This window comes from Thalassobaculum sp. (genome assembly GCF_040219615.1).
Classification (GTDB): Bacteria; Pseudomonadota; Alphaproteobacteria; order Thalassobaculales; family Thalassobaculaceae; genus Thalassobaculum_A.
The window spans coordinates 1-24,831 of sequence record NZ_JAVJSE010000040.1; the positions used below are offsets into that span (position 1 = coordinate 1).

Genomic DNA, 24,831 nt, shown 5'->3' on the forward strand with positions numbered 1-24,831 from the left:
GGCCAGGAACTCCTGCGCGACCTGCCGCTTGAAATCGACGCTGTGGGATCGGTGTCTTGCCATGGCTTCCATCCTCCGAAAGCCCGGCACACACGGTCAATTCATTCCGCTCAAACAGTCCGGCCCGAGGGGCCCACTCCACGACGCGGACAAGTTTGCCCCCACTATTCTGTCTTGGCGCGAACTCTGCCAGCCTGTCTCCCGCTACGTTAGCAATGCCACGAAAACCAGTCTTTTGCAACTATTTAATGTTTTAGCGCTTTCTCGGCTATTTTTGGTTGTTAGATCGAGCCCGACATACCATCCGGAGCCTCCAGCTTGAGCGCCAGCGCATGGACGCTGTCGCGCAATTCCTCCGCCAGGACGGCATGCACCATGCGGTGGCGCTCGACCCGGGACTTGCCGGCGAACGCCGCCGAGACCATCTCGACGTTGAAATGGGTCTCGCCGCCGGGCCGAGCGCCGGCATGGCCGGCGTGGCGGTGAGAGTCGTCGACCACCTCCAGTCGAACCGGCGCGAAAGCCGCGGTCAGCTTGGCGGCAAGCGTGTCTTTCATGCTCATGCTCTGGACTTTCTGTGACGTGCGTTTAGGGTCCCTCGGGATGGGGGTCGGCCGACCCGGCACGGCCCCTTCCCCCGTCGTTCGGCGTTTAAATGGTCGCTCCCATGGCTAAGGCCAATCCGGAACGTCTGATGTCAGACCGCTTGGATCCGCGGAACTCGCTTCGAGTCTGCGATCACCCGGGTTGTACCGAATCGGGGGAGCATCGGGCTCCGCGGTCGCGTCACCGGCTGGGCGACTATTTCTGGTTCTGCTTGGAACATGTGCGGGAATATAACAGGTCGTGGAATTACTACGCCGGCATGTCGGATGCCGAGGTCGAGGAGGATCTGCGGCGCTCGACCACGTGGGAACGGCCGACCTGGCGGTTCGGCGCGACCGATGGCAACAAGCGAGGCCAGGCTTTCCGCCGGGTTCGCGACCCGTTCGGGGTCTTTGAGGACGAGGAGGAGGACGAGCGCCGCGCCGGTCCCGCCCGGCCGAGTTCGCAATCTCCCGAGGGCCAGGCCTTCGCGGTGATGGGCCTCGACCCGCCCCTGACCCTCGACCGACTGAAACGCCGGTACAAGGAACTGGTCAAAAAACACCACCCGGACGCCAACGGCGGCGACCGGGGCGCGGAGGAACGGTTGAAAAGTATCAACGAGGCCTATACGACTTTGCGTCGGTTCCTTGGCTGAGCCGTTCCGACGCGCCGGCCTCCTTCCCTACAGGATATTCGTCCATGGCGAACGACACCGTCATCGAGCGTAAGCCCGCCCACCGTCTCGACAAGCCGGACACCACCGTGTCGGCGCGGGAGGCTTTCGGTCTCGACATCGATATGCAGGTTCCGGCGTTCTCGGAGTCGAGCGAGTATGTTCCGAACCGGGACGACGCCTACCTGTTCGACCACGACACCACGCTGGCGATCCTGGCGGGCTTCGCGCGCAACCGGCGGGTCATGATCCAGGGCTATCACGGCACCGGCAAGTCGACCCACATCGAGCAGGTGGCGGCGCGGCTGAACTGGCCGTGCATCCGGGTCAACCTGGACAGCCACATCAGCCGTATCGACCTGATCGGCAAGGACGCCATCGTGATCCGCGACGGCAAGCAGGTGACCGAGTTCCGCGAGGGCATCCTGCCGTGGGCTCTGCAGAACCCGGTGGCGCTGGTGTTCGACGAGTACGACGCCGGCCGCGCCGACGTGATGTTCGTGATCCAGCGGGTGCTCGAGGTCGACGGCAAGCTGACGCTGCTGGACACCAACAAGGTGATCCACCCGCACCCGTCGTTCCGGCTGTTCTCGACCGCGAACACGGTCGGTCTCGGCGACACCACCGGCCTCTATCACGGTACCCAGCAGATCAACCAGGGTCAGATGGACCGCTGGAACGTGGTCACCACGCTGAACTACCTGCCGCACGACGCCGAGGTCGACATCGTGCTGGCCAAGTGCCCGACCTACCAGGGCGCCGAGAAGCGCGAGATGGTGTCCAAGATGGTCACCTGCGCCGACCTGACGCGCGCCGGCTTCATGGCCGGCGACATCTCCACGGTCATGTCGCCGCGGACGGTGATCACCTGGGCCGAGAACGCCGACATCTTCGGCGGCGACCTGAAGCTGGCGTTCCGCCTGACCTTCCTGAACAAGTGCGACGAGGTCGAGCGGTCGATCGTGGCCGAGTACTACCAGCGCTGCTTCGGCGACGAGATCCTCGCCAAGGCCGGGGCACGGGCGGCCGAGTAGCAAGCGACGCGAGACCGCACTGCCATGCGCAGCAACAGCAGCAACAAGGCGCCGGACGACACCGCGTTCGAGGACTTCAAGCGCGCCACCGCCGCCTGCATGCGGGCGATCTCCGGCGAGGCCGAGGTCGAGGTGACCTATGGTGCCGAGCAGTCCGGCATGGCCGGCAACCGCGTCCGTCTGCCGGCCCCGCCGAAGGACATGGACCCGGCGGACCTGGCGCGCCTGCGCGGCGCGTCCGACGCCCTGGCGCTGCGCCTGAAGCACCACGACGAGGCGGTGCATTCGCGCCGGCTGCCGCAAAGCCAGGCGGCGCGCGAGATCTTCGACGCGGTCGAGCAGGCCCGGATCGAGGCGATCGGCGCCCGTGCCATGGCCGGTGTCGCCGGCAACCTCGATGCGGTGACCGACGACACCTATCGGCGCAAGGGCCTGGAGCGTGCCGAGAAGGACGACGTCTCGCTGGTCGACGTCATGCGGCTGATCACCCGCGAGGCGCTGACCGGCACCCCGCCGCCGGAATGCGCCCGCCGGGTCGTCGACCTGTGGCGGCCGTGGATCCAGAGCAAGGTCGGCCACGACCTGCAGGATCTCGAGCGCACCCTGGACGACCAGGACGCCTTCGCCAAGGCCTCGCGCCAGATGATCGCCGACCTCGACCTGGAGATCGGCGAGGAGGGCATGGCCGAGGACGATGCCAGCGACGCCGAGGGCGAGGACGAGGGCGGCGACGTCGACGAGACCAGCGAGGGCGGTACCCGCGGCACCTCCGAGGACGGCGCCGATACCGAGACCATCCCGTCCGACATGCAGGCCGGCGACGAGAGCGCCGACGGCGAGGACGCCGAGGAGATGGACCTGGAGCCGGGCTCCGGCGACGAGGAGCCGGCCAACCCCGGCTCGCCGATGCACCCGAACATGGACGGCCGCAACTGGCAGGACGCCGCCTACCGGGCGTTCACCACCGAGTTCGACGAGGTGGTCGAGGCCGACACCCTGTGCGACCCGGACGAGCTGAACCGGCTGCGCACCCTGCTCGACCAGCAGCTGTCGCACCTGCAGGGGGTGATCGGGCGGCTGGCCAACCGGCTGCAGCGTCGCCTGATGGCCCAGCAGAACCGGTCCTGGGAGTTCGACCTGGAGGAAGGCGTCCTGGATGCCGGCCGGCTGTCGCGGGTGGTGACGGCGCCGCTGTTCCCGCTGTCCTACAAGGTCGAGAAGGACACCGAGTTCCGCGATACAGTGGTGACCCTGCTGATCGACAATTCCGGCTCGATGCGCGGCCGGCCGATCACCATCGCGGCGATCTGCGCCGACATCCTGGCCCGCACCCTCGAGCGCTGCGGCGTGAAGGTCGAGATCCTCGGCTTCACCACCCGCGCCTGGAAGGGCGGCTCGGCGCGCGAGCGCTGGATCTCGTCGGGCAAGCCGGCCAACCCCGGCCGCCTGAACGACCTGCGCCACATCATCTACAAGCCGGCCGACGCGCCGTGGCGGCGGGCCCGCAAGTCGCTCGGCCTGATGCTGCGCGAGGGCATCCTGAAGGAGAACATCGACGGCGAGGCGCTGCACTGGGCGCACCAGCGGTTGCTGGCCCGCACCGAGGAGCGGCGCATCCTGATGGTGATCTCCGACGGCGCCCCGGTCGACGACTCGACCCTGTCGGTCAACCCCGGCAACTACCTCGAGAAGCACCTGCGCGACGTCATCAAGTACATCGAGACCCGTTCCCCCGTGGAACTGGTGGCGGTCGGCATCGGCCACGACGTCACCCGCTACTACCGCCGCGCCGTCACCATCGTCGACGCCGAGCAGCTCGGCGGCACCATGATGGAGCAGCTGGCGGCGCTGTTCGACGAGAAGGACAACGCCGCGGCGGCGCGCGGCGGCCGCGGTGCCGGCGGCCGGAGCATGCGCGCCCGCGCCTGATCCGGTCTCCTGTCGCGCTTCCGACTGTCACGCAGTCCGGCTAGGCTGTCGCTCCCACCCCCAGGGAGCGACCCATGATCCGTGTTCTCAGGACCGCGCTGCTGGCGGTCGCAACCGTCCTGTGGCTGGCCGGCCCGCTGGCCGCCGCACCGGCGACCCTGGTGATCCTGCACGTCAACGACTGGGACCGGATCGAGGGCGTCGACGGCGCCGGCGGGGCCGCCCGCATCGCCGCCGCCATCAAGGCCGAGAAGGCCCGCGCCGCCGCCACCGGCGCCACGGTGATCGTGACCTTCGGCGGCGACATGATCTCGCCCTCGTTGCTGTCCGGCATCGACAAGGGCGCCAACATGATCGACATGGCGAACGCGGTCGGCATCGACTACGCGGTGCTGGGCAACCACGAGTTCGACTTCGGCCCCGCGGTACTGCAGGCCCGCGTCGCGGAGTCCGGCTTCCGATGGTTGGCCGGCAACGTCGCGCTGAAGGGCCAGCCGAACTTCCCGGGCGTCGCCGACGCCACCATCGTCGAGGCCGGCGGCTACAAGATCGGCCTGCTCGGCCTGACCACCCCGGAGACCCCGCTGGTGTCCAGCCCGGGCCCGGACGTGACCTTCGAGGCCTATGCCGAGGCCGGGCCGCGGCTCGCCAAGGCCCTGCGCGAGCAGGGCGCCGACATCGTGATCGCGTTGAGCCACAACGACTATGCCGAGGACCTGGCCCTGATGCGGGCCGCCCCGGGGATCGACGCCGTGCTCGGCGGCCACGACCACTTGGCGTTCACCCACTACGACGGCCGGCACGCCGTGCTGAAGGCCGGCTCGCAGGGCATTTTCGTCGGCCGCCTGGTCCTCACCATCGACCGGGTCGAGGAGCGCGGCGGGCCGAAGGTGGTCTGGACGCCGGACTTCGCGCAGATCCACACCGCCGCCATCGCCCCGGACCCCGAGGTGCAGGCCAAGGTCGACGGCTATCTCGCACGGCTCGACGCCGATCTGGGCCAGCCGGTCGGCACCACCGCGACCGAGCTCGACTCGCGCCGCGCCACGGTGCGCGGCGGCGAAGCCGCGATCGGCAACCTGTTCACCGACGCCATGCGGGCGGCGACCGGTGTCGACGTCGCCATCATCAACGGTGGCGGCATCCGCGGCGACACCACCTACCCGGCCGGCAGCCCCCTGACCGGCAAGACCATCCTGACCGAGCTGCCGTTCGGCAACCGGACCCTGACGCTGCGGGTGACCGGCGCCGACCTGCTGGCGGCGCTCGAGAACGGTGTCGGCAAGGTCGAGGAAACCGCCGGGCGGTTCCCGCAGGTCTCCGGCATCGGCTTCGCCTACGACGCCCGGAAGCCGGCCGGATCCCGGGTCTCGGACGTCTCGGTGAACGGCCGGCCGCTCGACCCGGCCGCCGGATACACGGTGGCGACCAACGACTTCATGGCCCGGGGCGGCGACGGCTACGCCGCGCTGGCCGCCGGCACGGCGCTGGTCGACGGCAACGCGGCGAAGCTGCTTGCCAGCCAGATCATCGACCACATCGCGCGGCTCGGCACCGTGGCGCCGAAGGTCGAGGGTCGCATCCGGCGACTCGACTGATCGGCTGTTCCCGCCGCCGCCTGCTGCGCTAAGCTCCCGGTCCCACCTAGAAGACCACCCGACCAATCCAGGAGGACCCGTCCATGCTGTTCGACGTGCGCAAGTACACCTGCCGGCCAGGCACCATCGTGAAGCACCTCGAGCTGTACGAGCGGCTCGGCAAGGAGGCCCAGGCCCGCAACCTCGGCCAGCCCGTGCTGTACGCCAAGTGCGAGACCGGCGATCCGAACGCCTACATCCACATCTGGGCCTACGACAACGCCGGCGACCGCGAGAAGAAGCGGGCCGCCATGCAGGCCGACCCGGATTGGAAGACCTACATCGCCGAGAGCGCCAAGCTCGGCGCGTTGGAGAAGCAGGAGAACTGGCTCTACAACGACGTCAGCTTCTATCCGTTCAAGCGCTGACGAGGCGCTCCGGCCTGACCGGCCGCCGGCGGGGGCCGCCGCCCTCGCCGGCGCCGCCGGCAGCCGCATACCACGAACTTGGTCTGGCGATACGGCGCGGCAACGGCGCCGAACACCCGCTCCGGGAAGGACACGCGATGGCGACTGCGACGACCAACAGGAAGAGAGTTCTGGTGACCGAGACCTTCGCCGCCAGCGGCATGGTGCTGCTGCAGGGACGGAGCGACATCGAGGTCCTGACCTTCCCGAACGGCATCGGCCAGGCCGACTTCAATACCCTGCTCAGGGCGCACGCACCGGTGCACGCCGTGGCGCTCGGCCCGACCCGGTTCGGCGAGGACGAGCTCGAGTCCTCCGGCGACATGCGCGTGGTCACGCGCATCGGCGTCGGCTTCGACGCCATCGACCTGCCGGCGCTGAGCAGGCGCAACGTTCCGCTGATGACCGTGGGCACGGCCAACTCGCCGTCGGTGGCGGAAGCCGCACTGTTCATGATGATGGCACTCGCCAAGCGCGGCGCCGAGCTCGACGCCCTGGTGAAGGAGGGTCGCTGGGCCGAGCGGCTCGGCGGGATTCCCTTCGACCTGCTCGGCAAGACCCTGGTCGTGATCGGGTTCGGCCGGATCGGGTCGCGGCTGGTCAAGCGCTGCGTGGCGATGGAGATGAACGTCCAGGTCTACGATCCGTACACGGCCGCCGCGGGCATCGCCGAGGCCGGGGCGGAGGCGGTGGACGACCTCGACGCGGCGCTGGCCGGCGCCGACTTCGTCAGCATCCACTGCCCGAAGTCGCCCGAGACGGTTGGGCTGTTCGACGCCGCGCGCCTGGCGCGGCTGAAGCCGACGGCCTATCTGGTCAACACCGCGCGTGGCGGCATCGTCGACGAGCCGGCCCTGCATGCCGCGCTCACCGGCGGCAGGCTCGCCGGGGCGGGCCTCGACGTGTTCGCCCAGGAGCCGCCGCAGCCGGACAACCCGCTGTTCAGGCTGGCGAACGTCATCACCGCGCCGCACCTGGCCGGCGTCACCCGCGAGGCGCTCGACCGCATGGGCCTGCAGACCGCGAAGAACATCCTCAGCGCGTTCGACGGCGCCATCATCTCCGAGAACGTGATCAACAAGGACGTGCTCGGGTAGAGCCGACCGCGACCGCCCTACGCCCGCTCCCCGCCGTACCGCAGGTAGCGGGTCGGCGGGGCGCCGAGGGTACGGCGGAACATGGCGATGAAGGCGCTCGGGCTGTCGTAGCCGAGGTCGAGGGCGACCGCGGTCACCGGCTCGCCGGCCGCCAGCCGCTCGAGCGCGGCCAGCAGGCGCCGGCGCTGGCGCCAGCGCCCGAAGGTCAGGCCGGTCTCGTTGCGGAACAGCCGCGCCAGGGTGCGGTCGCTGGCGCCGACCGACCGGCCCCAGGCCTCCAGGTCGCGATTGTCCGAGGGTGCGCCGATCAGTGCCTCGGCCACCGCGGCCGCCCGTCGGTCGCGCGGCAGCGGCAGGTCGAGCGGCGCCGCCGGCAGGTCGGCGAGCTCGTCGGCCAGCACCGCGACCACCCGCGACTCCGGCCCGGGCTCGGGGTAGTCCTCCGGCAACCGCACCACCCGGGCGATCAGCTCACGGACCAGGGCCGGCACCCGCACGACCCGGCAACGCGGCCCGACCGGGACCCCGGAATCGGCGCGCAGATACAGCGTCCGCATGGCGACGGCCCCGGCCGCCCGGACCTCGTGCACCACCCCCGCCGGCACCCACACGGCATAACCCGGCGGCACCACCCAGGCGCCGTCGTCCGTCCGGACCGTCATTACCCCCTTCTCGCCATGCACCAGCTGGGCACGGTCGTGGGCATGCCGGCCGGTACTGTGGCCGGCGGCATAGTCGACGGCATAGCCGACGATCGCCTTGGGCCAGCGCTGGCGGGCCTCGACGGCCGGATCACGGCTGCGCAGGGTCTGTCCGGTTTTCAACACAGGTTGGCGTTATATCGAAGGACGGAAACTCTCAGTTGGACCATCATCTCTCCGTCGCGAGGGAGGAGTCCATGCGTCTCGACACACGCTTCCTGTTCCTGAACGCCGGCCACGCCGTCGACCACCTGATGATGCTGGTGTTTCCGACCGCCGCCGTGTTCATGGCCGCCGAGATGGGATCGAGCTACGGCGAACTGCTGGTGCTCTCGACCGCCGGCTTCATCGCCTTCGGTGCCTGCTCGCTGCCGGCCGGCTGGCTGGCCGACCGCTGGAGCCGGGAGGGCATGATCGCGCTGTTCTTCGTCGGCATCGGCGCCGCCGGCGTGGTGACCGGCTTCGCCGACGGCCGGATGCAGATCGCCGCCGGCCTGCTGGCGATCGGGGTGTTCGCGGCGATCTACCATCCGGTCGGGATCGCCATGGTCAGCCAGGGCGGCGGCGCGGTCGGCCGCCGGCTCGGCGTCAACGGGGTCTGGGGCAACATGGGCGTGGCCGCCGCCCCGCTGCTGGCCGCCTTCCTGTGCAACGCCTACGGCTGGCGGACCGCCTTCGTGGTGCCGGGCCTGCTCAGCATGGCGATCGGCGGCTTCTGGGTCCTGCACTGCCGCAGCGTCGCCGGGCGCGCCGCCACCGAGGCCGGCACGGCGGCCCGCAAGGCGAAGGCCCTGCCGAGCGACCAGTGGAAGCGGATCCTGGCGATCGTGTTCTTCGCGACCGCGGTCGGCGGCTTCATCTTCAACGCCACCACCATCGCCCTGCCGAAGATCTTCGACGAACGGGTCATGGCGCTGACCGAAGGTGCCTCGCGCGCCGGCGGCCTGATCGCCCTGGTCTTCGCGGCCGCCGCCTTCACCCAGGTGGCGGTCGGCCACCTGATCGACCGCTATTCGATCCGCCTGGTCTTCCTGCTGCTCACCCTGGGCGACGTCCTGGTGTTCCTGGTGGCCGCCGAGGCGACCGGCTCGGTCATGCTCGGCGTGTCGCTGGCCATGATGATGCTGGTGTTCGGCCAGATCCCGATCACCGACACCCTGGTGGCCCGGAACACCCCGGAACACTGGCGGGCGCGCGCCTACTCGGTGAAATACGTGCTGTCCTTCGCGGTCGCCTCGACCGTGGTCCCGGCGATCTCGCGCCTGCACGACGTGTCGGCCGGCGACGGTTTCGCCACCCTGTTCCTGATCTGCGCCGCCTGCGCCGGTGCCATCGCCGTGGCCGTCGCATTCCTGCCGGCGCCGCGCCGGGCGGCCGCAGTCGCTGCCGGCGAGTGACCGTCGGGCCGCCGTTTACGCCGCGTTAACCGACCGGCAATAGCATCGTCATCGGTGAGGGACCTTCCGATGAGGGTGGAGGCGGCATGGTCTTGCCGGATCCGAGGGACGAGGACGCGCGGCTGGCAGCCCTTTGGGCGCTGCAGGTGCTCGACACGCCGCCCGAGCAGGCCTTCGATCAGCTGACCCGCCTCACCGCCCGCACCTGCGGGGTGCCGATGGCGGCGATCGGCCTGGTCGACACCGACCGGGTCTGGTTCAAGTCGACGCTCGGGCTGGACGACATGCGCGAGCTCCCGCGCGAGGGTTCGCTGTGCGCGGTCTCGCTGTCCGGCGACGACATCACCGAGGTCGAGGACGTCTGGACCGACGCGCGGTTCACCGACAATCCGCTGGTCACCGGCCCGCCTCACATCCGGTTCTATGCCGGGGCGCCGCTGCGGCTGCGCAGCGGCCACCGGGTCGGGTCGCTGTGCGTGGTCAGCGACCGGCCGCAGCGCCTCGACGACGACCAGCGCGCCTCGCTGAAGGATCTCGCGCAGATCGCCACCCGTTTCCTGGAGTCGCGGCAGACCATGGTGGACGCGGTCGCCGACCTGGCCCGCGCCAAGATGGAAGCCGAGATGGCCGACCGCGCGAAGAGCGAGTTCCTGGCCCATATGAGCCATGAGCTGCGCACCCCGCTGAACGCGGTCATCGGCTTCGCCGACATGCTCCGCCTGCAGCTGTACGGGCCGATGCCGGACCGCTACCTCGACTCCGTCGACACCATCGCCACCAGCGGCCGGCACCTGCTGGACCTGATCAACGACCTGCTGGACCTCGCCCGGATCGAGGCCGGCGCCGTCGAACTGCAATCCGACTGGGTCGACCTGGCGGCGGTCGCCCACGCGACCGGACGCATGCTGGAGCCGCTGGCCGGCGCCCGCGGGGTGAGCCTGCGCATCGACGGCCGCAACGGACCGCGCGCCCGCGCCGACCGGCGCGCCATCCAGCAGGTGCTGATCAACATCGTCGGCAACGCCATCAAGTTCGGCGCCGAGAACGGCGAGGTGATCGTCGAGTTCCGCGAGGGCGATCCGGTCGAGATCCGCGTCCGGGACACCGGCCCCGGCATGTCCTCCACACAGATCGAGCGCGCCATGCAGCCTTACGGGCGCTGCCAGGTCGAACCCAGCCAGACCGCCCCGTCGATCGGCGGCACCGGGCTCGGCCTGCCGATCGCCCGCCGGCTGGTCGAGCTGCACGGCGGCACCCTGGTCATCGACAGCGCGCCCGGGGCCGGCACCTCGGTGGTCATCACGCTGCCGAAGGTGCGGATCCTGACGAGCGCGGCGTAGCCGCTACAGCACCTTCCCCGGATTCATGACATTGCCCGGGTCGATCGCCGCCTTGACCGCCCGCATCAAGGTCAGCCGCGAGGGTGCCGCGTAGCGCACCAGGTCGTCGCGCTTCTGGGCGCCGATGCCGTGCTCGGCCGAGAAGCTGCCGCCCATCGAGGCGATCAGGTCGTTCAGCCGGTGCACGAGATCGTGGCTGCGCTGCTTCCAGGCGTCCGGGTCCATGGCGAGCGGCCGCAGGATCAGGTAGTGGATGTTGCCGTCGCCCATGTGGCCGAAGGTATTCAGCCGAAGGTCGGGCTCCTCGGCCCGCAGCATCGCCTCGGCCCGCGCCAGGAAGTCGGCGACCGCGCTGACCGGCACCGAGACGTCGCAGGACACGCCGCCGCCCTCGCGCCGGCCGGCCTCGGCCTGCTCCTCGCGGATCCGCCAGAGCGCGGCCCGCTGCGCCTCGCTCTCGGCGACGACGCCGTCGGTCACCCGGCCCTGCTCCATGGCCTCGGCCAGGATCGCCTCCAGCTTCGCCCGCAGGTCGTCGATCGGCGAGGCGGTCGCCAGCTCGACCAGCACGTACCAGGGCGACGCCGCCGCCAGCGGGTCGGCGATGCCCTCGATGTGGCGGATCGCCAGGTCCAGGCACATCCGCGGCATCAGCTCGTAGGCCAGCACGGTGTCGCCCGACAGTTCGCGGGCCCGCCCCAGCAGCGCCTGCGCCGCCGCCGGGTCCGGCACCGCCAGCAGCGCGGTCTCGCGGCCGCGCGGCGCCGGCATCAGCCGCAGCGCCGCCGCGGTGACGATGCCGAGCGTGCCTTCGGCCCCGATGAACAGGTGCTTGAGGTCGTAGCCGGTGTTGTTCTTGCGCAGGGTGTTCAGGCCGTCGAACACGGTGCCGTCCGGCAGCACCACCTCCAGCCCCAGCACCTGCTCGCGGGCGTTGCCGTAGCGGATGGTCTGGTTGCCGCCGGCGTTGGTCGACAGGGTGCCGCCGATCGTCGAGCTGCCCTCGGACGCCAGCGACAGCGGGAACAGCCGGTCGGCGGCGGTCGCTGCCTCCTGCACCGCCTTGACCACGCAGCCGGCCTCGGCGACCAGCGCGAAATTGGCCGGGTCGAGCGAGCGGATCCGTGTCATGCGATCGAGCGACACCACCACCGCCGGCCGCGGCTCGGTCGGGATCGAGCCCAGCACCAGCCCGGTGTTGCCGCCCTGCGGGACGATCGCCAGGCCGGCGCCGGCGCAGATCCGCACCACCACGGCGACCTCCTCGGTGGTGGCCGGGCGGGCGACCAGCAAGGCCTCCCCGACGTCGCGGCCGCGCCAGTCGGTGCGGTACTTGAGGGTGTCGGCCGGGTCCTCCAGCCAGCCCTTGGGTCCGAGCGCCTGCTTGATGCGCGCCACGGCCTCGGCGGCCGCCGCCGGCGGGGTCTGCTGGTTCAAGGGCTTCCTCCGGTGGATGGTCTTGTCGACGTCGGTTGCCGGGAGTGTGGCGCGGCACGCCGGGTTGCGGCAAGTCGGGAACAGGTGGATGACGCGCCGCCCGAACCCTGCTTTGATCGACCGGTCATACCAGATATCACCCCGGAGGCTTCCGTGACCGACCTGAAAAACGCCGCCCTCGACCGGCTGCGGGACGGCCAGCTCGCGCTCGGCATCGGGCTGCGCCAGGCGCGCACCGTCGACATCGCCAAGGCCATGCGCACCGCCGGATTCGACTGGCTGTTCATCGACATGGAGCACAACTCCATGGACCTGGACACCGCCGTGCAGATCAGCGTCGCCGCCCAGGACGCCGGCATCACCCCGGTCGTGCGGGTCCCCGGCTACGAGTCGTTCCACGCCACCCGCGCCCTCGACGGCGGCGCCCAAGGCGTCGTGGTGCCGCATGTCGACGACGCCGCGACCGCCGCCCGCATGGTCAGCCAGTGCCGCTATCCGCCGGTCGGTCATCGCTCGGTCACCGGTGCGCTGCCGCAGCTCGACTTCAGGCCGACGCCGCTGGCCGAGGCGACCGAGACCATCAACCGCGAGACCCTGCTGGTGATCATGCTGGAGTCGCCGCAGGCGATCGCCCGCGCCGACGAGATCGCCGCGGTGCCCGGGGTCGACGCCCTGCTGATCGGTACCAGCGATCTCAGCATGGAGATGGGCATCCCGGGCCAGGTCGGGCACCCGGACATCGCCAAGGCCTACGAGACGGTGGTCGAGGCCTGCCGCAAGCACGGCAAGCACCCGGGCATGGGCGGGGTCTATGACCCGCCGCTGATGCAGCGCTATATCGAGATCGGCGCCCGGCTGATCCTCGGTGGCAACGACCTCCCGCTGTTGATGCAGGCCGCGACCGAGCGCACCAAGACGCTGCGCGCGATGCTTTAGCCGAAACGGGGCGCCCGTCGCATCGTGGATCCCGGAGCCGCCCCGGATCGAATCCGGGGCTCTCCGGGACGACGGAGGGAGGGATGGCCGGCGTACCGGACGAGCGAACTGTTCCTCCCAAACATCGTCATTCCGGAGGGGGCGCGCGAGCGCCCGGCTCCGGAAACCACCCGCCGCTCCGAAACCCATGCACACCAGACGCAAGAAGACATCCCGGAGGAAGCCATGCCCGTTCCCGCCATGCCGAACAGCGGCATCTACCCGATCGCCCCGACGCCGTTCACCGAGGCCGGCGCCCTCGACCTGGACGGCCAGAAGCGGGTGCTCGACTGCATGATCGACCAGGGCGTCGACGGCATCTGTATCCTGGCCAACTACTCCGAGCAGTTCCTGCTGTCGGACGCCGAGCGCGACACCCTGCTTGACCTGTGCCTCAGCCACGTCGCCGGCCGGGTGCCGGTGATCGTCACCACCAGCCACTTCTCGACCCGCCTCGCCGCCGAGCGGTCGCAGCGCGCCGCCACCGCCGGGGCGTCCATGCTGATGCTGATGCCGCCCTATCACGGCACAGCGCTGAAGGCCGACGAGGCCGGGATCCTCGAGCATTTCGCGGCGGTCGCCGAAGCCTCCGGCCTGCCGATCATGGTGCAGGACGCACCGCTGTCCGGCGTCACCCTGTCGGTGCCGTTCCTGGTCCGGCTCGGCGCGGCGGTGCCGCAGGTCACCCATTTCAAGGTCGAGACGGCGGGTGCCGCGGCCAAGCTGCGGTCCCTGATCGCCGCCGGCGGCGCCGCCATCCAGGGGCCGTTCGACGGCGAGGAGTCGATCACCCTGATGGCCGACCTGGACGCCGGCGCCACCGGCACCATGTGCAGCGCGCTGCTGCCCGACCTGATCAAGCCGGTGGTGACCGAGCATCTGGCCGGCCGGCGGGCCGAGGCGGCGCGGCTGTATGCCGGCATCCTGCCGCTGATCAACTACGAGAACCGGCAGTGCGGCCTCAGGGCCTGCAAGACCGCGATGATGGAGGGCGGGGTGATCCGCAGCGACGCCGTGCGCCACCCGCTGGAGCCGCTGCACCCGGCGACCCGGGCCGGCCTGCTGGAACTGGCGCGCGAGGCCGACGTGCTGGCGCTGAAGTGGGGGAAATAGGCATGCGGGCCGGTGCCGCCGCCATCCGCATTGCATCGACGGGCGGCGATGCGATGAGTCCAGTGGCCTGCCGCCAACACCTTGACCGCCATGCCGTCGCTGTTGCACCTGCATCCGATGGACCACGGCACACCGTTCACTGACGAGTCTTCGAATGCGGCGGCATAGCTCGTTGCGACCCCCACCAGGCGTGCGCGCCGAATCGGGCGGCCGGGCATGACGCTGCTGCCTTCAGCTCTTCGCAAGCGGGCGCTGGACAAGGATCTCAAGAAGATCGTCGCGCTCGAGGCGATCGGCCATCAGGGCGGACTGCGTCTCGTGCCGCTCGGCCTCAGCCTGGTGTTCCTGGCCCTGGTGTTCGTGATGACCGCCGGGCAGACCGGGGTCGACCAGGGTGCCTGGCTGATCGTCGCGGCCGCGGTCATCGGCGGCTACATGGCGCTCAACATCGGCGCCAACGACGTCGCCAACAACATGGCCCCGGCGGTCGGCGCGCGGGCGTTGAGCATGGGCGGCGCACTGCTGGTCGCGGCGGTCTGCGAGGCGGCCGGTGCCCTGATCGCGGGCGCCGACGTGGTCTCGACCGTCAGCAAGGGCATCATCGACCCGGCCGCGGTGGGCGATCGCGGCGTGTTCGTCGCGCTGATGATGGCCGCCCTGCTGGGGGCGGCGCTGTGGCTCAACCTCGCGACCTGGCTCGAGGCACCGGTCTCGACGACGCATTCGATCGTCGGCGGGGTGCTGGGTGCCGGACTCGCGGCTGCCGGGTTCGGCGCGGCCAACTGGCCGGTGATGGGGGCGATCGCGGCCAGCTGGGTGGTCTCCCCGATGCTCGGCGGCCTCGCCGCGGCCGCCATGCTGGCCCTGCTGGATCGCCTGATCATCCAGGCCGACGACAGGGTCGCCGCCGCCAGGCGCTGGGTGCCGGTGGTGGTGGCGGTGACCGCCGCCGCGTTCTCGGCCTATCTGGTCCAGAAGGGGCTGTCCAAGGTCTGGCGGCCGCCGCTCTGGATGCTGGCGCTGCTGGCCGCCGGCGTGTTCGCGGTGGCGCTCGTGGCGGTCGGCCGGCTGGTCGCCCGCCAGGCGCCGGCGCTGGACAACAGCAAGAAGGCGATCGGGACCCTGTTCACGGCGCCGCTGATCGTGGCCGCCGCGCTGCTGTCGTTCGCGCATGGCGCCAACGACGTGGCCAACGCCATCGGCCCGCTGGCGGCGATCGCCGCAGCGGTCCAGGGCGCCGCCGGCGCCAAGGTCGTGGTACCCGGCTGGATCATGCTGATCGGTGCGGCCGGCATCTCCCTCGGCCTCGCCCTGTTCGGGCCGCGGCTGATCCGCATGGTCGGCGAGAAGATCACCAAGCTGAACCCGGTCCGGGCATTCTGCGTCGCCCTGTCGGCCGCCGTGACCGTGCTGGCGGCGTCGGCTCTCGGCCTGCCGGTCAGCTCGACGCATATCGCGGTCGGTGCCGTCTTCGGCGTCGGTCTGGCCCGCGAAAGGCACGCCCGGCGCGGCGGTCACATCCGCCGGCAGGCGCGGCTCAACGAGGCGGCGCGCGCCACCGCCATTGAGGACGAGGTGCCGCCGCGGGCGACGGCGGACGGTTGGCTGCCCGGCATGGAACCCGACCCGGCACAGGATCCACTGACGATCCGCAAGGCCGCAAAGCGCCGGCTGGTCCGGCGGCGCCATCTGCTGACCATCGCCGCCGCCTGGCTGGTTACGGTCCCGCTGTCGGCCGTGATCAGCGCCATGCTGTTCCTGGCGATGGTCCGGCTGGTCCCGGGCCTCGAGGGCTGACCCCGGGCGCTACCGGAACGATGGCGCAGAACCGGTGGCGCCGGCGATCAGGTATCGTATCCTGCCGTTCCGCCTCCGAAGGTTCCCGCCATGTCCGAGACCGCCCCGTATCCGCGCGACATGATCGGCTATGGCGGCAAGCCGCCGCATGCAGCCTGGCCGGGCGGTGCCCGGATCGCCGTCAACTTCGTGCTGAACGTCGAGGAGGGCTCGGAGACCTCGGTGCTGCATGGCGACGGCCGCAACGAGAGCGGACTGTCCGAGGTGGTCGGCGGCCGGCATCCGCCGGGCGAGCGAGACCTCGGCCTGGAGTCGCTGTACGAATACGGCTCGCGCGCCGGGGTCTGGCGGGTCCTCGACCTGTTCCGCAGCCGCGGCCTTCCGTTCACGGTCTACGCCTGTGCCCAGGCTCTGGAACGCAACCCGGTGTCTACCCGGGCGCTGGCCGACTACGGCTGCGACTTCGCCGGGCATGGCTGGCGCTGGATCAATCACTACGAGCTGTCGGAGGCCGAGGAACGCGAGCACATCGCCCGGGCGGTCGCCGGCATCGAGCGGCTGACCGGTGCCGCACCCGCCGGCTGGTACTGCCGCTACGCCCCCAGCCCGCACACCCGCCGCCTGCTGATGGAGCATGGCGGCTTCCTGTACGACAGCGACGCCTACAACGACGACCTGCCGTACTGGGTGGACGTCGACGGCCGCCCGCGGCTGGTGGTGCCCTATGCCCTCGACACCAACGACGTGAAGTTCGGCGCGCCCTCGGCCTACGGGTCCGGCGAGGACTTCCTGCGGCACCTGCTCGATAGCTTCGACCAGCTCTACGAGGAAGGTGCGGATACCCCGAAGATGCTGTCGGTAGGCCTGCACCAGCGGCTGGTCGGCCGGCCCGGCAGGGCCCGCGCGCTGGCCCGCTTCCTGGACCACGTGAAGGCGCACGACCGGGCCTGGGTGTGTCGCCGGGTCGAGATCGCGCGCCACTGGCACGCCGCGCACCCGCCCGCCTGACGCCACGCCCCAGCCAGAGAGCCCGATGCCGGAGAGCCCCATGCCACAGAGCCCCATGAAGGACTTCCTGCTCGCCGACATGGACCCCGTCGACGCCTACAAGGTGTTCCGAAGCGTCGTCACCCCGCGCCCGGTCGCGCTGGTCACCACCCTGGCCCCGGACGGCACGGTCAACGCCGCGCCGTTCTCGTTCTTCAACGCCATCGCCTTCGACCCCTGCATGGTGGTGCTCGGCGTCGACGCGCGCCCGGACCGGCGGCCCAAGGACACATCCGCGAACATCCGCGAGTTGCCGGAGTTCGTGGTCAACATCGTCGACTTCGCGCTCGCCGAGCGGATGAACCTGTGCGCCCTGCCGCTGGAACCCGGCGAGTCCGAGATCGACGTCGCCGGCCTCGAGACCGCCCCGTCGGTCACCGTCCGGCCGCCGCGCATCGTGCAGGCCCCGGCGGCGCTGGAGTGCAGGCGGCACACCACCCTGCAGGTCGGGAACCGGCGCGAGATCATCGTCGGCGAGGTGCTGCGGATCGTGGTTCGCCCGGATCTGGTGGACGACGCGCGGCTGCGGATCGACCAGGCCGGCCTCGACACCGTCGGCCGGCTCGGCGGCGACACCTACACCACCACCCGGGACCGTTTCGAGATGCCGGTACCGAAGCCCTAGGCTGGCGGCCGGCCACCCGCGGGGATAGGCTGGCGGTGCCGGATTCCGCTGTCTGCTCCGCCCCACCCTGAGCCAGGTCCCTATGCCCGAACGCGGTCCGCGCCACCCGCCCCCACCAGAGCCCGCGGACCCGTCGACGCCGCCGCCCGAGCCCGACAACGGCAAGACGCGGCGGTTCCGCTCGCTCGGCCGGCGCCCGCCGGGGTTCCAGTGGGCGACCCTGGCCGTGCTGTCGGTCCTGGCGGTGGTCGGCCTTGAACTGCTGCACCTGCCGGCGGCCCTGCTGCTCGGGCCGATGGCGGCGGCGATCCTGCTGGCCTCGGCCGAGGGCTCGGTGCGGGTGCCGGCGATCCCGTTCTACATCGCCCAGGGCATCGTCGGCTGCATGATCGCCCGCGGCATCCCGGTGACGGTCCTGACCGAGATCGCCCGCGACTGGCCGCTGTTCCTGGCCGGCGTCGCCTGGACGGTGGTGGTGGCGGCGGCGCTCGGCTGGCTGCTCACGCGCTGGCGGATACTGCCCGGCACCACCGCGGTCTGGGGCTTCTCGCCGGGTGCCGCGTCCAGCATGACGCTGATCTCGGAAGCCTACGGGGCCGACGTCCGGCTGGTGGCGTTCATGCAGTACCTCCGGGTGGTCTGCGTCGTGGTGGTCGCCTCGCTGGTCGCGCGGATCTGGGTCGGCCCGGTCGGCGACGCCCCGGCGATCGACTGGTTCCCCGACACCGACTGGGCCTGGTTCGCGGCCACCATGGCGGTCGCGGCCGCCGGCATCGCCATCGCGCTGCGCTTCCGGGTGCCGGCCGGACCGCTGCTGCTGCCGCTGACCATCGGCGTGGTGCTGCAGGACCTCGGCTGGCTGACCATCGAGCTGCCGCCCTGGCTGCTGGCGGTCAGCTACGCCCTGGTCGGCTGGGCCATCGGCCTGCGCTTCACCCGGCCGATCCTGGCGCACGCCGCCCGCGCCCTGCCGCGGGTGCTGCTGTCGATCTTCGCCCTGATCGCGTTGTGCGGCGCCTTCGCGGCGGTGCTGGTGGTGTTCGCCGGGGTCGACCCGCTGACCGCCTATCTGGCGACCAGCCCGGGGGGCATGGACTCGGCGGCGATCATCGCCGCGTCGTCGCGCAACGTCGACCTGCCCTTCGTCATGGCCATGCAGACCGCCCGGGTGATCGTGGTGATCCTGACCGGCCCCAGCCTGGCCCGCTTCATCGCAAGCAGGACCGGGGTCGCCGGGGGCACCCCGACTTGACCGCCATCCCGCAGCCCGCCATCCCGCAGCCCGCCCGCCAAGAATCCCCCGACGGGCTGGACCTGCCGCGCCGTCGCTGGGCCTGGGCCACGATCATCGTCGGCATCGCGCTGGCGGTGCTGGACAGCTCCATGACCAACGTGGCGCTGCCGACCATCGCCGGCCACTTCGCCGCCAGCCCGGCGGTCTCGATCTGGATCGTCAACGGCTACCAGCTGGCGATCGTCGCGACCCTGCTGCCGTTCGCCTCGCTCGGCGAGATCTACGGCTACCGCCGGGTCTATCTCGCCGGGGTGTCGCTGTTCGCGGTGGCGGCCCTCGGCTGTGCGCTGGCCGGTTCGCTCGCCGAGCTGACGGCCGCCCGGATCGTCCAGGGCCTCGGTGCCGGCGGCCTGATGAGCGTCAATGCCGCGCTGCTGCGCTATATCGTGCCGAAGGACCGGTTCGGTGCGGCGATCGGCGTGAACGCCCTGGTGGTGGCCGCCGCCGCGACCGTCGGGCCGACGCTCGGCGGCTTCGTCCTGGCGGTCGCCGACTGGCCGTGGCTTTACGCGATGCACCTGCCGGTCGGCGCCGCGGTGGTGGCGATGGGCTGGTTCAGCCTGCCGGACAGCGACCGCGCCGGTCGCCGGTTCGACCTCCGCAGCGCCGTGCTCAGCGCCGCCGCCATCGGGCTGGTGGTGACCACGCTCGACAGCATCGGCCACGGCCTGGGCTGGTCGCTGGTGGCGGTCCAGGCGGTCGGCTGCGGCATATGCTGGGTGCTGCTGGTCCGGCGCGAGCTGCGGGTGCCCGAGCCGCTGCTGCCGCTCGACCTGCTGGCCAAGCCGATCTTCAGCCTGTCGATCGCCACCGCGATGGCGTCGTTCGTGGCCCAGGTCCTGGCCTTCGTGTCGCTGCCCTTCACCTTCCAGCGCATCCACGGCTTCCCGCCGCTGGAGGTCGGGCTGCTGATGATGCCCTGGCCGCTGGCGATCGCGGTGGTGGCGCCGTTCGCCGGGCGGCTGTCGGACCGCTGGTCGCCGGCGATCATCGTCGGTGCCGGCCTGGCGATGCTGGCCGCCGGGCTGGCGGCGCTGGCCCTGCTGCCGGACGACCCGGGACAGTACGACATCGCCTGGCGGATGGCGCTGTGCGGGGCCGGCTTCGGGCTGTTCCAGGCGCCCAACAACCGCACCCTGATCACCGCCGCCCCGCGGGCCCGCAGCGGCGCCGCCAGCGGCATGCTGGGCACCGCCCGGCTCAGCGGCCAGGCGGTCGGCGCCGCCCTGGTCGCGCTGCTGCTGGGGCGCCTCGGCATCGAGGGCGCCACCTGGGCGCTGGTGCTGGGTGCGGGCTTCGCGGCACTGGCGGCGACCGTCAGCCTGATGCGGCTGAAGCATTTCCGGCCGGCCGCCGGGGCGGATACGGGAGCCGGGGCGGACGGGTGACGGCGAGCTCGCCCCCGCCCTGTTCCGACTTCGTACCTGGAGCCGGGTACGGTGACTCCCACCGCCACGGACGGGCGGCCCCGAGGCTCTGCACGCCGCGGCACACAACCGCCCCAACAGTCGCCTGTCGGCCGAACATCCTATTCCAGCTCGGCGAGCTCGCGGGGACTTTCTCCTGACTCATACTTTAGATTGAGATCTTCAGGAATGGCGTCGGAACACCGAACGCCCGCACGACTCTTGTTCATGACGAACTCAATGAATTCATGAACATTATCAACAACATCATTCGATCTTTCAAAATTTTCCGACAAATAACAACCAGTACATTTCAATATTTTACCGTATCATATGGTTAATGTTCATTAAGAATAACAAACCGTGAATCTGAATTAATGTATTTTTACTATATTCATACGGGTACTTACGTAAAGACATTCTAATCTGTGAACTGTATTTGAAAACAAGAAATGAATCTCAGATTCATAATGACAACTATAGATTCGAAAACCGATGGCGCTCCATCCGATCCAGTGGCCCGAGGCCACGGTGACTTTCTCGATCAACCAGAACGTCGACTACGCGGCCGACGACATCCGCCAGGCCATCGGGCTCTGGGAGTCGGTTGCAGACGTGACGTTCAAGGAGCTGGCACCGGGAGCCAGCGCGTCGCTGGTGGTCGTCAGGCTCGACGAGCTGAAGTCCGCATTCGGCTACAGCGCAGACTATGCCGGGCTGAGCGTCGTCATAACCGACACCACGCCCGCCGGATCAGTGGGCCGGATTGCCTATGTCGGGCTGGATAGCAGCACCATTCCCTCTTTCGACGCCGTGCGGGTCGCGGCTCACGAGATCGGGCACGCCTTCGGCTTCGAGGACGATCCGTCCGCTGATCCCCTGGAGACCCTATACTCCTATGTCGGCTCCACGGCGCCGCGACTGGGCAGCCGCGACATCGAGCAGGTGCAGGGTCGCTTCGGTCCCTCGAGCCGCGACGACGAGATCCTGCACGGCGAAGGATCCGGTCGGGTTCTCGGCGGCGGCGGAAACGACACGATCCACGGCGAGGGTGGCGACGATCTGATCTACGGCAACCTGGGCAGCGACCGGCTCACGGCCGGCAGCGGCGACGATATCGCGTATGGCGGCCAGGGCGAGGATAGGCTATGGGGCGGGCTCGGTGACGACCGGCTGTATGGCAACCTCGGCGACGACACCGTTTTCGGTGGGCAGGGAAACGACACGATCTTCGGCGGCCAGGGCGACGACCTATTGGTCGGGGACGACGGCGACGACCAGCTCGTCGGCAATCTGGGAAGCGACACGCTCAGCGGCGGCGGTGGCGCCGACCTGTTCGTGGTCGGCGAGGGCGACCTGGTTCTGGACTTCAACCCGGACGAGGGCGACCGTCTCGCCGGGAGCCCGCACGGCGTGACCCTTCTCGGCGTTCCGCCCGAGGAAGCCGCCAACTGGTTCCTGTGAGGGGGAGGCCCGGCTCCGGTCGCCGGAACGAGCCGCCGGCAAGGCCGGCCGGCATCACCCGCCCGACGGCCCTACGCGAACTTGCCGTGACACTGCTTGAACTTCTTGCCGCTGCCGCACGGGCAGGGCGCGTTGCGCTGGACCTTGCCCCAGGTCGCCGGGTCGTTCGGGTCGACGTCGACGACCGGCCGGCGGGTCGCCACCGCCACCCCGTCGGTTCCGGTGGCGGCCAGCCCGCCCTCGTCCTCGCGCTCGACCGCCCGGTCGGAGGCCAGCGCCGGGTCCATGCGGGTCTCGTGCATCTCGGCCTGGGCACGCTCGGCGGCCATGCGGGCTTCCAGCTCTTCCGGCGCCTGGGTCCGGATCTCCAGGTGCGACAGCACGCTGGTCACCACCTGCCGCAGGTTCGCCAGCATCGCCTCGAACAGCGAGAACGCCTCGCGCTTGTATTCGTTCAGCGGATCCTTCTGGGCGTAGGCCCGCAGGTTGATGCCCTGGCGCAGGTGGTCGAGCGACAGCAGGTGGTCCTTCCACTGCTGGTCGAGCAGCTGCAGCAGCAGGCTGCGCTCGGCCATGCGCATCAGCTCGCGGCCGTAGTTCGCGACCTTCTCGGCCATCTTGCGGTTCGAGGCGTCGCGGATCCGCTCGAGGATCTCGCGGTCGGCGATGCCCTCCTCCTTGGCCCAGTCCCTGACCGGCAGGTCCAGGGCCAGCAGGCGCAGGCACTCCTCGTGCAGGGTGTCGAGGTTCCACTGCTCGGCATAGGCGCCCTGCGGGATGCAGCGCGCCACCATGTCCTCGATGACCTCGTGGCGCATGTCGCCGATCATCTCGTGCACGTCGGGCGCCCGCATGATCTCGCGGCGCTGCTCGTAGACGACCTTGCGCTGGTCGTTCATGACGTCGTCGAACTTCAGCAGCTGCTTGCGGATCTCGAAGTTGCGCGCCTCGACCTTCTGCTGCGCCTTCTCCAGGGCCTTGTTGATCCACGGGTGGACGATCGCCTCGCCCTCCTTGAGGCCGAGCTTCTGCAGCATGCCGTCCATGCGCTCGGACCCGAAGATCCGCATCAGGTCGTCTTCCAGCGACAGGAAGAACTTGGAGGCGCCCGGGTCGCCCTGCCGGCCCGAGCGGCCGCGCAGCTGGTTGTCGATACGCCGGCTCTCGTGCCGCTCGGTCGCGATCACGTAGAGGCCGCCGGCGGCCAGCGCCTTGGCCCGGCCTTCCTCGACCTCGGCCCGGTAGGCCTCGCGGATCTCGGCGACCTTCGCCTCGTCGGCGACGTCGGCCAGCGCCGCCGCGAGCCGCATGTCCAGGTTGCCGCCGAGCTGGATGTCGGTGCCGCGGCCGGCCATGTTTGTGGCGATCGTCACGGCGCCCGGCACGCCGGCCTGGGCGATGATGCCGGCTTCCTGCTCGTGGAAGCGGGCGTTCAGGACCTGGTGCGGGATGCCCTTCTGCTTCAGCAGGGCCGAGACCGTCTCGGACTTCTCGATCGAGACCGTGCCGACCAGCACCGGCTGGCCGCGGCCGCGGCATTCCTCGATGAGCGACGCCAGGGCCTCGTACTTCTCGCCGGCGCTGCGGTAGACCTCGTCGTCCTCGTCCTTGCGGCGGACCTGGACGTTGGTCGGGATCTCGACGACCTCGAGGCCATAGATCTCCGCGAACTCCGAGGCCTCGGTCATCGCCGTGCCGGTCATGCCGGCCAGCTTCGGATACAGGCGGAAGTAGTTCTGGAAGGTGATCGAGGCGAGGGTCTGGTTCTCGTTCTGGACGGTCACGCCTTCCTTGGCCTCGAGCGCCTGGTGCAGGCCCTCGGAATAGCGCCGGCCCTCCATGGCGCGCCCGGTGAACTCGTCGATGATGACGACCTTGTCGTCCTTGACGATGTAGTCGGTGTCGCGGCTGAACAGCTTGTGGGCGCGCAGGGCCTGGTTGGCGTGGTGCACCAGGGTGACGTTCTGGATGTCGTAGAGCCCGCCCTCCTTCAGGATATCGGCCTCGCCGAGCAGCCGCTCGATCTCCACCGCGCCTTCGTCGGTCATGGTGACCGTGCGCTGCTTCTCGTCCTTCTCGAAGTGCTCGGGCTTGAGCAGCGGGATCAGCCGGTCGACCTGCCGGTACAGCGCCGAGCTGTCGTCGGCCGGCCCGGAGATGATCAGCGGCGTGCGCGCCTCGTCGATCAGGATCGAGTCGACCTCGTCGACGATCGCGAAATTGAAGTCGCGCTGGACCATGTCCTCCAGGCGGAACTTCATGTTGTCGCGCAGATAATCGAACCCGAACTCGTTGTTGGTGCCGTATGTGACGTCGCAGGCATAGGCCGCGCGCCGCTCCTCGTCGGTCAGGCCGTGCACGATGCAGCCGACGCTGAGGCCCAGGAAGCGGTAGATCTGCCCCATCCACTCGCTGTCGCGGCTGGCCAGGTAGTCGTTCACGGTGACGACGTGCACGCCCTTGCCGGTCAGCGCGTTCAGGTAGACCGGGAGGGTGGCCACCAGGGTCTTGCCTTCACCGGTCTTCATCTCGGCGATCCGGCCCTGGTGCAGCACGATGCCGCCGACCAGCTGGACGTCGAAATGGCGCTGGCCGAGGGTGCGCTTGGCGGCCTCGCGGATCACCGCGAACGCCTCCGGAAGCAGGTCGTCCAGGGCCTCGCCGGCCTCGATGCGCCGCTTGAACGCCCCGGTCTTGGCCTTCAGATCGTCGTCGGAGAGTGCGGAGATCTCCGGCTCGAACGCATTGACCGCCGCAACCGGCTTCTGCAAGCCCTTGAGAATACGGTCGTTCTGCGACCCGAACAGGGCCTTGGCGATGGCGCCGAGCATGGAGATCCCCGAATTGTACGCGCCGGCCGGCGGCCGTCG

The 24,831-nt window shown here is 70.1% G+C and carries 20 protein-coding genes; 16 read left to right on the forward strand and 4 right to left on the reverse strand.

Features of this window, described 5'->3' with window-relative positions; genetic code table 11:
* Window positions 1-281: 281 nt before the first annotated feature.
* Window positions 282-557 carry a BolA family protein gene (locus tag RIC31_RS21640; protein ID WP_502990140.1) on the reverse strand — a complete coding sequence of 92 codons (276 nt, stop codon included), beginning with the start codon at window positions 555-557 and terminating at the stop codon, window positions 282-284.
* Window positions 558-865: 308 nt separating this feature from the next.
* Here RIC31_RS21640 and RIC31_RS21645 point away from each other — a divergent pair, with 308 nt between their 5' ends.
* The 6 genes from RIC31_RS21645 (at window position 866) to RIC31_RS21670 (ending at window position 7,365) form a co-directional block, all read left to right on the forward strand.
* Window positions 866-1,243, forward strand: coding sequence for a J domain-containing protein (locus tag RIC31_RS21645; protein ID WP_350112760.1), 378 nt, complete (start codon window positions 866-868; stop codon window positions 1,241-1,243).
* Between the two features lie 44 nt (window positions 1,244-1,287).
* The gene (gene cobS, locus RIC31_RS21650; protein ID WP_350112763.1) at window positions 1,288-2,295 is read left to right on the forward strand and encodes a cobaltochelatase subunit CobS; all 1,008 of its coding nucleotides are present in this window, start codon (window positions 1,288-1,290) and stop codon (window positions 2,293-2,295) included.
* Window positions 2,296-2,319: 24 nt separating this feature from the next.
* A complete protein-coding gene (gene cobT / locus RIC31_RS21655; protein ID WP_350112766.1) occupies window positions 2,320-4,224 on the forward strand; it encodes a cobaltochelatase subunit CobT in 1,905 nt (634 codons plus the stop codon).
* Window positions 4,225-4,298: 74 nt separating this feature from the next.
* A complete protein-coding gene (locus tag RIC31_RS21660; protein WP_350112769.1) occupies window positions 4,299-5,822 on the forward strand; it encodes a bifunctional metallophosphatase/5'-nucleotidase in 1,524 nt (507 codons plus the stop codon).
* A gap of 83 nt (window positions 5,823-5,905) precedes the next feature.
* On the forward strand, window positions 5,906-6,229 hold the full coding sequence (locus RIC31_RS21665; RefSeq protein ID WP_350112772.1) for an NIPSNAP family protein: 324 nt from the start codon (window positions 5,906-5,908) through the stop codon (window positions 6,227-6,229).
* A gap of 137 nt (window positions 6,230-6,366) precedes the next feature.
* Window positions 6,367-7,365, forward strand: a complete 999-nt coding sequence (locus RIC31_RS21670) for a hydroxyacid dehydrogenase (RefSeq protein ID WP_350112775.1) — start codon at window positions 6,367-6,369, stop codon at window positions 7,363-7,365.
* 17 nt (window positions 7,366-7,382) lie between these two features.
* On the opposite strand, the gene RIC31_RS21675 is transcribed toward RIC31_RS21670, so the two are convergent.
* Window positions 7,383-8,189 (reverse strand): AraC family transcriptional regulator, encoded by an 807-nt coding sequence (locus RIC31_RS21675; protein ID WP_350112778.1) that lies wholly within the window; start codon window positions 8,187-8,189, stop codon window positions 7,383-7,385.
* 74 nt (window positions 8,190-8,263) lie between these two features.
* Between RIC31_RS21675 and RIC31_RS21680 the strand changes: the two genes are divergently transcribed.
* On the forward strand, window positions 8,264-9,463 hold the full coding sequence (locus RIC31_RS21680) for an MFS transporter (RefSeq protein ID WP_350112781.1): 1,200 nt from the start codon (window positions 8,264-8,266) through the stop codon (window positions 9,461-9,463).
* Window positions 9,464-9,549: 86 nt separating this feature from the next.
* Window positions 9,550-10,803, forward strand: coding sequence for a GAF domain-containing sensor histidine kinase (locus RIC31_RS21685; protein ID WP_350112784.1), 1,254 nt, complete (start codon window positions 9,550-9,552; stop codon window positions 10,801-10,803).
* A gap of 3 nt (window positions 10,804-10,806) precedes the next feature.
* Here the strand turns inward: RIC31_RS21685 and RIC31_RS21690 are convergent, their stop codons facing one another.
* Entirely contained in the window at window positions 10,807-12,240 is a 1,434-nt protein-coding gene (locus RIC31_RS21690; RefSeq protein ID WP_350112787.1) for an FAD-binding oxidoreductase, read from the reverse strand.
* A gap of 153 nt (window positions 12,241-12,393) precedes the next feature.
* Between RIC31_RS21690 and RIC31_RS21695 the strand changes: the two genes are divergently transcribed.
* From RIC31_RS21695 to RIC31_RS21730, 8 genes are all read left to right on the forward strand, one after another.
* Window positions 12,394-13,176, forward strand: a complete 783-nt coding sequence (locus RIC31_RS21695) for an HpcH/HpaI aldolase family protein (RefSeq protein WP_350112790.1) — start codon at window positions 12,394-12,396, stop codon at window positions 13,174-13,176.
* Window positions 13,177-13,401: 225 nt separating this feature from the next.
* Window positions 13,402-14,328, forward strand: a complete 927-nt coding sequence (locus RIC31_RS21700) for a dihydrodipicolinate synthase family protein (protein ID WP_350112793.1) — start codon at window positions 13,402-13,404, stop codon at window positions 14,326-14,328.
* A 216-nt stretch (window positions 14,329-14,544) separates the two neighbouring features.
* Window positions 14,545-16,125, forward strand: a complete 1,581-nt coding sequence (locus RIC31_RS21705) for an inorganic phosphate transporter (RefSeq protein WP_350112796.1) — start codon at window positions 14,545-14,547, stop codon at window positions 16,123-16,125.
* Window positions 16,126-16,215: 90 nt separating this feature from the next.
* On the forward strand, window positions 16,216-17,133 hold the full coding sequence (locus RIC31_RS21710; protein WP_350112799.1) for a polysaccharide deacetylase family protein: 918 nt from the start codon (window positions 16,216-16,218) through the stop codon (window positions 17,131-17,133).
* A 40-nt stretch (window positions 17,134-17,173) separates the two neighbouring features.
* Window positions 17,174-17,797: a flavin reductase family protein gene (locus RIC31_RS21715; protein WP_350112802.1), complete on the forward strand. Its 624-nt coding sequence runs from the start codon at window positions 17,174-17,176 to the stop codon at window positions 17,795-17,797.
* A gap of 82 nt (window positions 17,798-17,879) precedes the next feature.
* Entirely contained in the window at window positions 17,880-19,049 is a 1,170-nt protein-coding gene (locus tag RIC31_RS21720; RefSeq protein ID WP_350112805.1) for an AbrB family transcriptional regulator, read from the forward strand.
* On the forward strand, window positions 19,046-20,479 hold the full coding sequence (locus tag RIC31_RS21725) for an MFS transporter (protein ID WP_350112808.1): 1,434 nt from the start codon (window positions 19,046-19,048) through the stop codon (window positions 20,477-20,479). Before RIC31_RS21720 ends, RIC31_RS21725 begins: the two co-directional genes overlap by 4 nt.
* A 513-nt stretch (window positions 20,480-20,992) precedes the next feature.
* Window positions 20,993-21,961 (forward strand): calcium-binding protein, encoded by a 969-nt coding sequence (locus RIC31_RS21730; protein ID WP_350112811.1) that lies wholly within the window; start codon window positions 20,993-20,995, stop codon window positions 21,959-21,961.
* A gap of 71 nt (window positions 21,962-22,032) precedes the next feature.
* On the opposite strand, the gene secA is transcribed toward RIC31_RS21730, so the two are convergent.
* Complete coding sequence (gene secA / locus RIC31_RS21735) at window positions 22,033-24,792, reverse strand: preprotein translocase subunit SecA (protein ID WP_350112813.1); 2,760 nt, start codon at window positions 24,790-24,792, stop codon at window positions 22,033-22,035.
* Between the last annotated feature and the right edge of the window lie 39 nt (window positions 24,793-24,831).